This is a genomic window from Marinomonas sp. THO17, assembly GCF_040436405.1.
Classification (GTDB): Bacteria; Pseudomonadota; Gammaproteobacteria; order Pseudomonadales; family Marinomonadaceae; genus Marinomonas.
In genome coordinates, this window is sequence record NZ_AP031575.1 from 653,608 (window position 1) to 666,246 (window position 12,639).

Annotated in this window: 15 protein-coding genes; 8 read left to right on the forward strand and 7 right to left on the reverse strand. The window is 40.7% G+C overall.

The window, feature by feature from the left end; genetic code table 11:
- The first annotated feature begins 32 nt into the window (after window positions 1–32).
- On the forward strand, window positions 33–569 hold the full coding sequence (locus ABXS85_RS03050) for a glutathione peroxidase (RefSeq protein WP_353668578.1): 537 nt from the start codon (window positions 33–35) through the stop codon (window positions 567–569).
- Between the two features lie 20 nt (window positions 570–589).
- Here ABXS85_RS03050 and ABXS85_RS03055 read toward each other — a convergent pair whose 3' ends face one another.
- The gene (locus ABXS85_RS03055; protein WP_353668579.1) at window positions 590–1,681 is read right to left on the reverse strand and encodes a DUF3524 domain-containing protein; all 1,092 of its coding nucleotides are present in this window, start codon (window positions 1,679–1,681) and stop codon (window positions 590–592) included.
- Window positions 1,682–1,758: 77 nt separating this feature from the next.
- Here ABXS85_RS03055 and ABXS85_RS03060 point away from each other — a divergent pair, with 77 nt between their 5' ends.
- Complete coding sequence (locus tag ABXS85_RS03060) at window positions 1,759–2,505, forward strand: dienelactone hydrolase family protein (protein ID WP_353668580.1); 747 nt, start codon at window positions 1,759–1,761, stop codon at window positions 2,503–2,505.
- Window positions 2,506–2,524: 19 nt separating this feature from the next.
- On the opposite strand, the gene ABXS85_RS03065 is transcribed toward ABXS85_RS03060, so the two are convergent.
- Entirely contained in the window at window positions 2,525–3,079 is a 555-nt protein-coding gene (locus ABXS85_RS03065) for a YaeQ family protein (protein ID WP_353668581.1), read from the reverse strand.
- 387 nt (window positions 3,080–3,466) lie between these two features.
- On the opposite strand from ABXS85_RS03065, the gene ABXS85_RS03070 reads away from it, so the two are divergent.
- Entirely contained in the window at window positions 3,467–3,682 is a 216-nt protein-coding gene (locus ABXS85_RS03070) for a hypothetical protein (protein WP_353668582.1), read from the forward strand.
- Between the two features lie 83 nt (window positions 3,683–3,765).
- Here ABXS85_RS03070 and ABXS85_RS03075 read toward each other — a convergent pair whose 3' ends face one another.
- A complete protein-coding gene (locus ABXS85_RS03075) occupies window positions 3,766–3,999 on the reverse strand; it encodes a YdaS family helix-turn-helix protein (RefSeq protein ID WP_353668583.1) in 234 nt (77 codons plus the stop codon).
- 86 nt (window positions 4,000–4,085) lie between these two features.
- Here ABXS85_RS03075 and ABXS85_RS03080 point away from each other — a divergent pair, with 86 nt between their 5' ends.
- The 3 genes from ABXS85_RS03080 to ABXS85_RS03090 all read left to right on the forward strand — a co-directional run bounded on the left by ABXS85_RS03080 (window position 4,086) and on the right by ABXS85_RS03090 (window position 5,680).
- Complete coding sequence (locus ABXS85_RS03080; protein WP_353668584.1) at window positions 4,086–4,715, forward strand: LexA family transcriptional regulator; 630 nt, start codon at window positions 4,086–4,088, stop codon at window positions 4,713–4,715.
- A gap of 101 nt (window positions 4,716–4,816) precedes the next feature.
- Window positions 4,817–5,008: a carbon storage regulator CsrA gene (gene csrA / locus ABXS85_RS03085; protein ID WP_353668585.1), complete on the forward strand. Its 192-nt coding sequence runs from the start codon at window positions 4,817–4,819 to the stop codon at window positions 5,006–5,008.
- 201 nt (window positions 5,009–5,209) lie between these two features.
- Entirely contained in the window at window positions 5,210–5,680 is a 471-nt protein-coding gene (locus ABXS85_RS03090; protein WP_353668586.1) for a hypothetical protein, read from the forward strand.
- An 85-nt stretch (window positions 5,681–5,765) separates the two neighbouring features.
- Here ABXS85_RS03090 and ABXS85_RS03095 read toward each other — a convergent pair whose 3' ends face one another.
- Window positions 5,766–7,787, reverse strand: a complete 2,022-nt coding sequence (locus tag ABXS85_RS03095; protein WP_353668587.1) for a hypothetical protein — start codon at window positions 7,785–7,787, stop codon at window positions 5,766–5,768.
- A 1,008-nt stretch (window positions 7,788–8,795) separates the two neighbouring features.
- On the opposite strand from ABXS85_RS03095, the gene ABXS85_RS03100 reads away from it, so the two are divergent.
- Window positions 8,796–9,116 (forward strand): DUF6694 family lipoprotein, encoded by a 321-nt coding sequence (locus ABXS85_RS03100; protein WP_353668588.1) that lies wholly within the window; start codon window positions 8,796–8,798, stop codon window positions 9,114–9,116.
- 13 nt (window positions 9,117–9,129) lie between these two features.
- Complete coding sequence (locus ABXS85_RS03105; protein ID WP_353668589.1) at window positions 9,130–9,774, forward strand: hypothetical protein; 645 nt, start codon at window positions 9,130–9,132, stop codon at window positions 9,772–9,774.
- 530 nt (window positions 9,775–10,304) lie between these two features.
- On the opposite strand, the gene ABXS85_RS03110 is transcribed toward ABXS85_RS03105, so the two are convergent.
- From ABXS85_RS03110 to ABXS85_RS03120, 3 genes are all read right to left on the reverse strand, one after another.
- Window positions 10,305–10,658, reverse strand: coding sequence for a hypothetical protein (locus ABXS85_RS03110; RefSeq protein ID WP_353668590.1), 354 nt, complete (start codon window positions 10,656–10,658; stop codon window positions 10,305–10,307).
- Between the two features lie 206 nt (window positions 10,659–10,864).
- Window positions 10,865–11,362: a hypothetical protein gene (locus ABXS85_RS03115; protein ID WP_353668591.1), complete on the reverse strand. Its 498-nt coding sequence runs from the start codon at window positions 11,360–11,362 to the stop codon at window positions 10,865–10,867.
- Entirely contained in the window at window positions 11,349–12,473 is a 1,125-nt protein-coding gene (locus ABXS85_RS03120) for a hypothetical protein (RefSeq protein ID WP_353668592.1), read from the reverse strand. Before ABXS85_RS03120 ends, ABXS85_RS03115 begins: the two co-directional genes overlap by 14 nt.
- Between the last annotated feature and the right edge of the window lie 166 nt (window positions 12,474–12,639).

Sequence of the window (12,639 nt, forward strand, 5' to 3'; positions counted from 1 at the left end):
AAAGATCATTTACAGGAATCAAAGGAGGAAAAATGACCACAGTCTTAAACCATGTTGTGAAAACCATTCAAGGAGAGGCCATTAACCTTTCGGACTACGAAGGCAAAACCCTACTCATTGTGAATGTCGCGTCAAAATGCGGCTTAACCCCACAATATAAAGGCCTTGAAGCCTTGTACAACAGATATAAAGCACAAGGTTTTGAGATATTGGGTTTTCCAGCCAATGATTTTGCCGGGCAAGAACCCGGTTCAGATGCCGAAATCCAAGCATTTTGCAGTCTGAATTATGATGTTAGCTTCCCCATGTTTAGTAAAATTGTGGTGACTGGCCCCGAAACACACCCTTTGTATCAAGACCTCACTCAAGCAGTTCCCATTACCCCCAATCGTGAAAGCATGGAAAATATGCTCAAACAACATCAGATTGAACCAACGCAAGCTCCTGAGGTGGTGTGGAACTTTGAAAAATTTCTCATCAGTAAGCATGGTGATATTCAACGTTTTGCGCCTGATGTGGAGCCGAACAATGAGGCTTTAATCGCCGCCATAGAAGCAGATCTCACTTGAGGTCTGCCTCACTAATGAGGTTATTTCACCAAGTCCTTAATTAAAGCCTGATAGCTTGCAATAAGGTGCTCCTCGGAATATTCGCTTATGTTTGGAGCAAGTGCTTCTTGCTCCAGCAATGCCAAAAGACGATCCACCGCCCCTTTCGCCTCTGCGATTTCATCGCCCAATACACTTGGGTAGAGAAACACAGGGTCGAACAATTCAGGATAAACTTGACGCTGTGGTAAGAGTGGCAAACAGCCCATAGCCACGGCTTCGAGTACGGACAAACCTTGAAATTCGTGCAAAGCAGTGGATAAAAACACATCGGCTTGGTGCAGAATAGACAGATACTCTTCTCGGTTATCGGCAAAACCAAACTGTGTTATCTGTTCGGCAAACTCGATTTGTATCTGATCAAACACCTCTGGGTAACTGCGAAACTGCTCGCCCATGATGGCAATCTCAAACGCCAGATGTCGTGCCTTTAACTCACGCAATATGGCCAATAAATTCTCAGGGCCTTTGTCATACTCCCAGCGCGCCGCCCATACCAATTTAATTTTACCTTGGCCAAATGCCCCAGTACGGCGACCTTGGGATGACAGGGAAACCGGTACAGGAAGTACTTCCGATTTGGCTTGTGTATCGTCCAACCAGTCCGGGGAGACGTAGTCAGGCAGTTTCTTCAATAACGCCTTAGCCCCCTGAAAAAAACTGTGGCAATTGAATTCGCTGTTAAAAACACATTTGTCTGCCGCCAATGCGCTGTATAAGGTGACCATTTGCATTTCCACCACACCCTGTTGATTATCATTAGCAGGGTAAGCAAATTGATTCTCATGGAAATATAAGATCCAAGGCAGGTTTTGCAGATCGGGGCAAAAAGCTTTCAGACCCACACAATCGGTCATTGAGGTGGCGATCACCAGGTCATAAGGTCGTTGCAATGTGTCTTTGAATTTAGGATCAAACGCAAAACTCATGGCGTTACCACGAATGCGCCAAGCAAAATGCCTTGCGGGCAGAGACAAATAGTGCCAATCATGCTCTGGCATTGCCGCCATCAGCGTATTCGCCCAAGCTTTATGGCTGCTTGCCTCATAAGCACTGATCAATAAAATTCGCACGGCTTCATTTTCCTTCTAGCCCATACTCTTAGACTCGCTTATCATGTAATAAAGCAACACATCCGATAAGGACCAAGATGATTATTCAACGTCACGATCAAGATATTACCACGCCAACCGGCACCATGCGCTGCACAGTTTACCGACCCAAAGCGGAAGGACGTTTCCCCGGCATTATTTTTTATTCTGAAATTTTCCAACAAACCGCGCCCATTGCGCGATCGGCTGCCATCATGGCAGGGCACGGTTTTATCGTCATAGTGCCGGAAGTGTTTCATGAACTGAACCCCATTGGCACGGTTCTGAGCTACGACGACGAAGGCAAAGACAAAGGCAACTCAGACAAGTTTAGCAAACCATTGGAATCTCACGATTCGGATACCACTGCCATGTTGGACTACCTTTCTCAACAAGATTATTGCAATGGACAATTTGGCAGCATGGGCGTTTGTTTAGGCGGACACCTAGCCTATCGCGCCGCGTTAAACCCTCGTATTCAAGCGGCTTTTTGTCTTTACGCTACAGACATTCACTCCAACACAATTCCTTGTCAGCCTGACAATGATTCCTTTACTCGCACAGGTGAAATCCAAGGGGAATTGGTCATGGTTTGGGGAAAACAAGACCCACACGTGCCAACCGAAGGACGTCAGAAAATTTATCAGCAATTAATCGCGACAGATCGTTTGTTTAGCTGGTATGAAGTGAACGGACAACATGCCTTCATGCGTGACGAGGGAGACCGATACGACCCTGCGCTGGCGTTGGAGTATTATGCGAAGGCGGTTGCCCTATTTCAACGCACCCTTAACCGAGCCGTCTAATCATAAGCAAGTGGCGAGTTTATTGCTCGCCACGCCATGTTGGAGTAAGGGCAACCTCGCCTAACTCGCCCGACACCCACATCTCACCATCTTGAATGGTCACATTCAATTGCATGGAACGCGCACAAATCTTGGCGAGCTCAATGACTTGCTGTTCCGGAAAATGTAAGACGCGCAAATTGTCAAAGCGACTGTTTTTGCCTTTATTCTGCTGCCACCAAAGATCGGATTTGTCATTGTAATTCACCACTACCACTTGTTGGGCGCGACCGCAGGCTTTACGTAAGCGTTTTTCATCCGGCTGGCCCAATTCCACCCACAGCAAAATCTCATCTGAAAAGTTCTTTTGCCACAAATCAGGCTCTTCTTCGGTACTCAACCCTTTGGTAAAACTCAGCTGCTCATCCCCTACCTTGTCATCGGCCAACAGAGCAAAGGCGGCTAACCGCACCATCATACGTTCTTCCGTTTCCGATGGATGCAATGCCAAAGTAATGTCATAACCTTGATAATGATGCCTGTCCATGTCCGACACCTGAACGGACGCTTTATAAACCCTTGCTTTAATTGCCATAATACTTCTCAAACAAATAAGATGGAAAACCGCGCGCATTGTACAGGAAAATCACTAAACACAGGACGTCGAAGCAAAATTAAATTTTCGTTATTTGCATATAAGTGTTTGACATAAAGAAAATAATCAGGCTCAATGAAAAAGCTCAAAGAGCACAATTACATTATTGAACTAGACAGAGAAAAGGAGAAGCAAGATGACACAATTCTATCTGAATAATCACCAAACTTCTTCTATGGCGATTACTTGTAATAAACAAGTGCGATCACTCTATCGCTGTACGCGTTCAATGCCTGTGTAATTGCATCATTGACCGCGGAATTTACGCGGTCACCTTTTCCATATCCTCGTAAGTTCCGCTTTTACTTTTTCTATTTGGAGAAACTTATGAGTATTATTGCCCTATTCAACGCCGCTAAAGATTACTTGGAAGCCCGTCGTACCAATCAAATATTTCGTCATTTAGACGATCATTACCTCAAGGACATTGGCTTTTACCGCGATAACGGTCATATCCGTCCTCTTGCTGGTAGCAATCACGATGACAATGAAAGACCAGTTAAAACTCACATACCGCCGGGAGAAAACCCGAGCGACGGCTAGCTGAATCGTCACCTGAAATCTTCTTTCAGGTGACGGTAAACATCCGGCCAACATGGCCAATACGCCTTTCCCTCTCACCTTGATTAATGAGCGAAAGGCGTTTTTGTTTTACCAACTTTTTGCACTTCATGATCCATCAACAAATCCACTTCCGTTACTTCACCATTGGTCGCCAGCGATGTTCGTCGAATGTATTTGGCTGGACACCTATGATGCAAATGCATCCAATTCCAGACATGAGATTGATTGACTCCTAACTGCTTAGCTAATTCAGTTTGACTTCCAACAATGGCAACGGCTTTTGCGATGGCTGACATATAACCTCCTTATTTACAACCTTTGTTGTATCTAAAAACAGTTTTTATTGTTTGTCAAATACAGATAAAGTTGTAATCATCCTTTTATGGGTATTGCAAAGCGCGTCAAGGAAAAACGAATAGCATTAGGACTGACTCAAGTTGAGTTAGCAAGCCGTGTTGGCATTAGCCAACAGTCTTTACAGAAAATTGAAGATGGTCATACCCAAAATCCTCGTAAATTACTCAATCTCGCTAAAGCCCTAAACTGCCAAGCAGATTGGCTCTTAAATGGACATGAAGACGAAGTTCGCGAAGTCTCAAGTCACTACCAAAAGCGTATTGAACGCCCCTTGCTTGACGCCGCTCAACTCCTCCGTAGCCATAACCTAGAAGAGACATTAGCCACGGCCAAACAACTCTTCGAAGCGCCCGAAGCCGCTAGCAGCAAAGCATTTTGGTATAAAGTTATTGGCGACAGCATGAGCAACCAAACTGGTTTGTCCATACCCGACGGTTACCTAGTATTGATAGAACCAGGTCTGCAGCCAACACATGGCAGCTTTGTACTAGCGAGAATCAACAAGGCAAAAGAGGTGACCTTTAAACAACTTGTCATGGATGCGGGTCAATCCTACCTAAAACCCCTTAATGGCCACTATTTACCCGTGACTTTAAGCCGCGACGATGAGATTATCGGTGTTGCACGAGAAGTAAAACGATCACTGATTGATTAGCTAATTCATGAATAGAAAATAAAAAAACAATATTAATTGTTGACTGAAATACAATTTATACTGTATTTTTAAACAGTACTCATTCATAAAGGAATTACACCATGCTAGTAGTAACAAGACGTCCGGGAGAAACCATCAATATTGGCGACGATATTCAAGTCACCGTATTAGGTGTGCAAGGTAACCATATAAGAATTGGCGTTAAAGCGCCACGTCAGATCAGCGTACACAGACATGAGATCTACAAGCGCATTCAAGAAAGCAGAAACGAAACCACAGCAGAACCGAGCTAATCTATGTCATGTGGCATGTAAAAAGGAACAGCTTGCCATTTTGCTGCTTGGCTTCTAAGGTTAAACAGTGTCATAACTAAAGTAAAAAAGTGTCATAACTAAAGTTAAAAGTGTCACAACTAAAGTTAAAAGTGTCACAACTAAAGTTAAACAGTGCCACAACGCTTTATGCCATCGTATTCATTGTTTAAGGACTAAGACATGAAATACCCAATGCAATCTCTGAAAAATACACTGCTCACTTGCTCATTCCTGCTTACCGGTCTGCTTTTGGTAGCCTGTTCTACCCCATATCATACGACCGACTTGCCAGCACCCGATATTAAAGGCAGCTACACAGATAACTACAACTACAGTCAAGATATTGAGGCAAAACAATGGATTATTAACAATCAATCCGTATTTGTTTATCAGTTGGTTAACAATGCAGAAAGTTATCTCACTGCCAAGAACAGCAGTGCCAACCCATACTATCCTGACAAATTTAGTCGTTTTGAATGGACTCATTATTTTGGCGATATCTGGTATTGCCAGCAGGTCTATGATGCCAGCACAGCAGCCAATGCCAATAACTTTACTATTTACCCAAAAGCAGACAGCAGCAATCCAGCCACAGGGGGTTGTGGTCTAAACGGCCATAACTTCCCATGGAGCAAACTGATACCAAATTGATTCAGCAAACTTAGCGTCAATTGCATAAAGGCTGTCCGCCCGAAAATAGGCTGACAGCCTTTGTTTCTGGTGACACTCAAACGAGTTAACAAGGCATCATGACCCAAGCAATCACATCGTTAATATAGCCATCGTCACGTTTGTATTCGCGATAACCTGCTGACTGAGCCGCCCCAATTAAAAAAGAGTGACCTGAAAGGGTAAGCACACAAGCGGTGGTCCCTTCTCTTTTCAGCTCTGCCACATCAATTTCCGGCATGAAGTGCTGACCGATATTATACGCCTCTGACGTACTGGAAAGAATCTCACCTGTTTCCGTCGTAAACAAGGCAAAACTCCCCTCCTTCACCACACCATTTTCCTTAGGCAAAATATCTTGCAAGATGGCTTTAAACTCGACACTGGAGTCAAAGACGATGCCTATTCCTCCGACAATGTTCGCCGCATCATTGCTATCCCGGATGGCAGCATTGTAAATGTAGGTTTTTTGTTGGTCGTAACAGTCAAATGGCACAAAATCTGATACTCGATACGAGTATATATCGTCCAACTCAAATACCGACTGACCAGCAGACTGTGGCTCAATGTCGTGACCAATGCGTTCCTTATATTGATCATCCGAAAACGCCACATAACGCCCTTGTCGATCAAACACATAAAGCGTGTGATAAACCGTATAAAGAGAATGAATTTTCGCTAACGTATGTTCAATACGCGTTTGATCGAGGGTTTGAGATGACAATTCTGCTCTCAATAACGAGTTCAACCCCCACCAACGACAATCATTGGCTCGTTCATACAAGTTGCGATCCATAATGTCCACGGCCAAACTGGCTTGAAGCCGCATGGCATTTAATTGACCTGAAATAATGGTAGTGAACAAGGAGCTTATCGAGTCGGCAAACACACCATCTATGTCGCGGCCTATTTTCTTTATGGCCTCAAGCACGGGCATGAATTCTACCGCTTCTTTGCGCGCCGCAGTGATGATGCCATTCAACACGATTAACTCAAGATCATCATTAATCGCAGTGGAACGATTCCGAATATCCAATAAATCATCCGATACAAGCCCAGTGATGATGTCGGTATCTGTCCCCGTGGATGATGCCCTTTCTTGCGCACTGCTACTGGGCAGAGCCCCTCGGGTGTTCGACTCAATCTCATGAATGGCAACCAAGGAACTCATCAACCAATCCTTAGGACCAGCATAACCTTGATAAGCGGTCCCTTTGGCACAAACTTGCACCAATTCATTGCCTTTGTTCGTCACCAGTTGCGGCTCTAATGCAATAGAAAAGCGCTCAGGCAGGTCTTTCTGGTAATAAAATGGCGCAAAAAGCACATTCCCTGCACTATTTAAGAGCAAGAAGTGGTTTGTTTCGTCTTCCGCTAATAAGTGATTTATGATGCCCTCTAATTCATTTTGAAAACGAAAGCTCAATACGATCACACCAATCACAACACCATTGTCCACCACAGCATTGGCGTACAAAAGATTGTCCTCATGACCGCCCATCAGTTCCGTGATACCAAAATACTCCACATAATCATCAGGATTATCGAGCGCTTGTTGAATAAAGGCGTCATTAACCTTGCCTGTTCGACTTGGCTGGCTTAATTCAAACACCACCTCGCCTTGCGGAGTTAATAAAAGTGCATTGTGATAAACAGAATAGATATCGATATAGGCTTGCAATCGCTGCTGCATAAACAAACGATCTTCTTCCTCGAGATTGGCTTTTTTCAAGTAGCGTACCACATCGTCATCGGTGGCTAGAAAGCCTATATCAGCGGTACGTTCGAACAAGTTGCGAATCAAAACATCAATCGCCACCTGACACCTTGACCAGTTTTGGCCGATCACCTTACGGGCATGCTCGCTGACCAAACTTTCAATGAGTTTTTCTTGCAAGCCGTGAAACTGTTCTAGAGTCGTTTCCATATCCTCTAGAATGGTTGAAGCAACATCTAAACTGTTAATTTTCCCTATTAACGCAATCTTTTCCCACCAAGTACTCAGCGATTTCAGATCTCGATCATATTGATCGACTTCTTTAATAGCACGCTTCATCGCATCTTGGTGTTGAGCGATAAATACATCCACAACTTAGGCACCTTATATACAACTACAACTACAACTACAACGTAAGTTACTGTTTAAGCAAAAATATTGCCAATTAAGCATATTTAATTTGCCATTAAGGTATATCTAGTTCTCCTTACAAGTAAGTCAACGATATTGAGAATTTTTATCACCTTCCTTTCATAGAACACCTACACGTCTCATCACAAACCAGCCAGCAAATTAACTATGTTGGCCTAATCAACATACAAGACAGGCATGGACAAAGGGAAGTCAAAGTGAACACTTCAATAAAAAACAACCAAACACTGTGATCAAATGGAAGTATTGAATTAAAAATATTCGACATAAAGAAAAATGCTATTGAGAAAGGTAGGATTTAATCTTCCCCAGAAACCTGCAAATCACTAAATCACTAAATCACTAAATCACTAAATCACTAAATCACTAAATCACTAAATCACTAAATCACTAAATCACTAAATCACTAAATCACTAAATCACTAAATCACTAAATCACTAAATCACATTAAAAAATCAAGCCTTTAGGAATAAATGTAAATCAACAACCAGAGTCGATAAGGTCATATACAGATTAACTAATGATTTTATTCTTAATAGCTTTCAAGTCTAAATGCGAGCACCCGCTCAAAATATAAAGCCCTTACTATCTGTCCGTATTAATTATCAATTTTTTATATCTTAATTATCATATTTTATATATCTAAATTCCTTTATCAAAAAAACTTAAAAATAAGCAGAATTTTATATTGATTCTTTACACAATCTTGTTATAGCATGATTTTGTGCTTATAAGATTCATAATTTTTAAACAATACATGGAACTGTTTTATGATCTATATTCTCGTCTAGTTTATTGCCTATATTGTTTTTAGAAAGTTGCCTTTAGAAAGGCATTTACCTTGCTGCCAAATTATAAATTTAGTTCTATTTTTTAGCACACTTAAATATTGGAAATATCGCTAATAACTATTTTTAATATCTTATTCAATGTAAAAGGAATGGAAAGTGAATAAATTTTTCAAAACCATGTCAGTTATTATTTTGTCTGTATTCTTGATCGCATGCGGTGAACCAGAGCTGGATACATCCTCAGATCAAGCCATGAAAGAATCAGCAAAAGAAATAATGTCAACCCTATCTTCTGAAGACAAAAATAGATTTCAAAAAACCGTCACCGGAATCTACATGATGGCTGGATTTGCTGCTATGGGGAGTAATGTCTCTGCCGAGGATGCTAGAGCCAAAGTAAATGAAATGCTAGACGGTAAAACAGCCGAAGAGATATTTGCCCTAGCCGATGAAATAAAAAAGGCCAGTAATGAATAATAGAGGCAGTGATATGAAATTATTTTATATTGCACCTTTATTATTACTGCCTCTACTCACCGGCTGTAAGTCTATTATAGAAACAGAGGTGAAATTATCGGATTTGTTAAATTCACCTACCAAAAAAATCACAGGCGACCTATATGTTAGTGTCGCCGCTTGTTCCTCTTATGAAGACTCTAGACTGGAATCAGAAGCGGTAAGAGAATCTAAAACGACGGTAAAAGACATTTTTCCTGAAGCTCGATACGTAGAATGTTTTCAAAAAAAGTTTGATTCTTTAGCGCACTTTAACATTCCTATTACATTAGACAAAGATGATGACAGCCAACTGGCTTCAAATGATAGTCTCAATATCATTTCAAACAAAAAAGAACTACTAAAAATTGCCATTCCAGCATCCATCAACAATCGCATTAATAAACTTGAAAAAAGTAGTTTTGGAATGGGCGATATTGAATTGTCAGTTCATATCAAAGTAGACAATGATTTATCTACTGATCATCCTTTTAAAGTGGTATCTGCTTATATAGATGATACCCCATATGTTTATGGTGCCTTGTCTTCTAAAAAAGGAAGCTCTTTTGACATAAAGTTATCTGATGTTTCCGTTGGACAAGCAAGATTGAACGGTGATCCACTGGTGTTACTTCACTAAAACGTATAAATAAGGAAATAATTAATATAAAAGCTCTTGCTATTATCGCGCTTGTATTTGGTGCATTATCTATATTTATCCCAGTAGGTGGCGTATTTATTGCTATGATTTGTACTGTTATGGCAATGATTTCGTTTCGCTCTCAACCTACTCTATCTGTAATAACTTTTGGTATTAACATTATTAATACCGCATTCCTCAGTCCCAGTATTTTAATAAGCGATGCAGCATCCTCTCAAACCGTTGGGTTTGATGGTGTGGCAAACAATGCGCCAACCGAGCCGGGAGCTGTTTATTGGTTCTATGTTGGATTTCATGTTGTCTTATTTTGTGTTGCTATTGGATAGCGCTATTTCCGAGGTGCTTCAACACCAGAACAATCCGTAAATAAATAGAATCTAGTTACACTCTATAAAATTCTATTTCATGGATTACTAGAGGCAAATAATATTTCAATTATTATCTCACTCTTTTAGAATGGTATTTATCAACTAGATACCATTCTATCCTCTCAATACAATAAATATTCTCTAACTTATACATATCGGTTTTGCTAACCCCAAACCACTGGCATCTTGCATCCACACCAGCTTATACACTCGCTCTTTTTCGTGTTCGATCAGTTCAGCAAAATGGGGGCTTGTGAATTTACCAAGCAGGGTGCCCCATAAGGATTCTTTGTCAGGGGCTTTGTCGTACCATTCGCTGGCGTGTTTATGGTATAGGAATTGAGCACTGTCCCACTTAGAAAGGTTCTTAGCAATCTCAGTACCCGGTACATCACTTTCATCTAGGGTCACTGTTTGATAGAAGGCTTTAAAAAAATCATTGGGTTCTTCAAGATTCAGGTAGCCATCCGAACCATCACCTTCCACTTTTTTCACTTTATTGCTTACTTTTATAAAAAAGTGCACTACCATAAAACCGCTTCAAAAACGCCTCTGGCGGTTCTTCTATAGGCTTTTATTAAAGCTTCAGTTTGAATAAAGAAATTAAATAAGTATAAACAACCACCCAATTCGCTATCATTACATTTTTATAGGCTATAAAAATCATCTTAAAAACAAAAAAATTATTCATGTGATAAATTTTATTTAAGTTCCTTAATACGATCACAAGCAAATTTTTCTACATTATCTAAAGTGAAGATATGTTGTTCATCTATATAAAATCCAGAGTCATCTTCTTCAGCCCGATATGTACTTTCATATCTCTTCAATAATTTCAATAATTCATCAAAAATATATAACCTATTAATTATAAACTTTGTACTTAAACTAGCTTTTTCATGACTAGCATCAGTCTGTAACATAATAGTCGGATAATCAATTCCATCACAATTTAAAGCTTTCTTATATTTTACAATAGTCGGGTTATCAGTATGAATAAAGAATTGGTTTTTTTTATCAAAATAACGAACATGAACACTACTGTAATAATCAGGATTAGCCATCGATGATTGATTTATTAGCTTAGAGCTTTCTAAAGGTGTTAACTTACCAATGACTATATCCCAATCATTTACAGATCCTAAAAGAGAGCCACTAAAAAATATACTTAAAAATAAAAAATTCTTAAATCGCTTCATTGAAAATTCTTTCCTTAATAATTTCGTTAAAATGTTTCCTTCTATCCTCTTTAGTATCAGTAGCTAAATTAATAATCTCCGTTACCTTATCAACAATAATTCCAGCATCACCCTCATCCGCTTTGTCCCACATTTTTTTCTTCAACCAAAAGAGCGCACCGGAGCGAACAGCGTATTTGATCTCTAATAATTTTTCAGGGGTTGCAACAAAATCCATTTGTTCATCTGGCCATAGGTCGTTATACCAATCAGTGATATCTTGATAATTATCCTTGCCTGTCAATTGCTTAAGCCCACGACCTCGGTATTTCCATCCATCACCGAATTCGGTATTACCTAGGGCAAATTCTGTCCCTTCTCGATGAGCACCGTAAATTTTATTGGCAATCACTTCATATTTCGCTTGCTTTTCTGCATCCGTCATCAGTGCCCTGCCAGCTCTATCTGGAAAAGCATCCGTCGCCGCTTCAGAAGTATGTTCTGCAAGTTTGTAATAACTAAACTCCTTCAATGCGCTTTCTTGGTACGTTAAATCTTCTTCTAAACGAAAGTTTTCACCCACTTCTTGCTGAATTTGCGCAAAAAAGTGATCAAGTCTTAACTTAGTATCCAGTTTGACCATGACAGCAATTTCATTAATTTCATCCGCAACACTTTCTAGGAAGTCATCAGTAACTGAAGTACGACGCCAAATTTTCCTCAGCATGTCTTTGGTGATACAACAACCTGACTTAAAAGCCACACCATGCCCTATCGGCCACCAGTTCCACACTTCTTTTGATAAGCCTAAGCCACTGGCATCTTGCATCCATACGAGATTATCCACTCGCTCTTTTTCGTGTTCGATCAGTTCGGCAAAATGGGGGCTGGTGAATTTGCCGAGCAAGCTTTCCCAAATGGATTCTTTTTCAGGGGCTTTGTCGTACCACTCGCTGGCGTGTTTATGGTATAGGAATTGGGCACTGTCCCACTTAGAGAGGTTCTTAGCAATCTCAGTACCCGGCACATCACTTTCATCTAAGGTCACTGTTTGATAGAAGGCTTTGAAAAAATCATTAGGCTCTTCAAGGTTCAGGTAGCCATCCGAACCATCACCTTCCACTTTTTTCACTTTATTGCTTACTTTTATAAAAAAGTGCACTACCATAAAACCGCTTCAAAAACGCCTCTGGCGGTTCTTCTATAGGCTTTTATTAAAGCTTCAGTTTGTTGAATAAGTATAAACAACCACCCAATTCGCTATCATTACATTCTTACAGGCTATACAAATCATCTTA

What these genes read in the sequence shown, in the direction of transcription:
- ABXS85_RS03115 (WP_353668591.1), bottom strand. Translation starts at nt 11,362, where the DNA reads ATGAAGCGATTTAAGAATTTTTTATTTTTAAGTATATTTTTTAGTGGC.
- ABXS85_RS03060 (WP_353668580.1), top strand. Translation starts at nt 1,759, where the DNA reads ATGATTATTCAACGTCACGATCAAGATATTACCACGCCAACCGGCACC.
- ABXS85_RS03070 (WP_353668582.1), top strand. Translation starts at nt 3,467, where the DNA reads ATGAGTATTATTGCCCTATTCAACGCCGCTAAAGATTACTTGGAAGCC.
- ABXS85_RS03065 (WP_353668581.1), bottom strand. Translation starts at nt 3,079, where the DNA reads ATGGCAATTAAAGCAAGGGTTTATAAAGCGTCCGTTCAGGTGTCGGAC.
- ABXS85_RS03105 (WP_353668589.1), top strand. Translation starts at nt 9,130, where the DNA reads ATGAAATTATTTTATATTGCACCTTTATTATTACTGCCTCTACTCACC.
- ABXS85_RS03050 (WP_353668578.1), top strand. Translation starts at nt 33, where the DNA reads ATGACCACAGTCTTAAACCATGTTGTGAAAACCATTCAAGGAGAGGCC.
- ABXS85_RS03090 (WP_353668586.1), top strand. Translation starts at nt 5,210, where the DNA reads ATGAAATACCCAATGCAATCTCTGAAAAATACACTGCTCACTTGCTCA.
- ABXS85_RS03075 (WP_353668583.1), bottom strand. Translation starts at nt 3,999, where the DNA reads ATGTCAGCCATCGCAAAAGCCGTTGCCATTGTTGGAAGTCAAACTGAA.
- csrA (WP_353668585.1), top strand. Translation starts at nt 4,817, where the DNA reads ATGCTAGTAGTAACAAGACGTCCGGGAGAAACCATCAATATTGGCGAC.
- ABXS85_RS03080 (WP_353668584.1), top strand. Translation starts at nt 4,086, where the DNA reads ATGGGTATTGCAAAGCGCGTCAAGGAAAAACGAATAGCATTAGGACTG.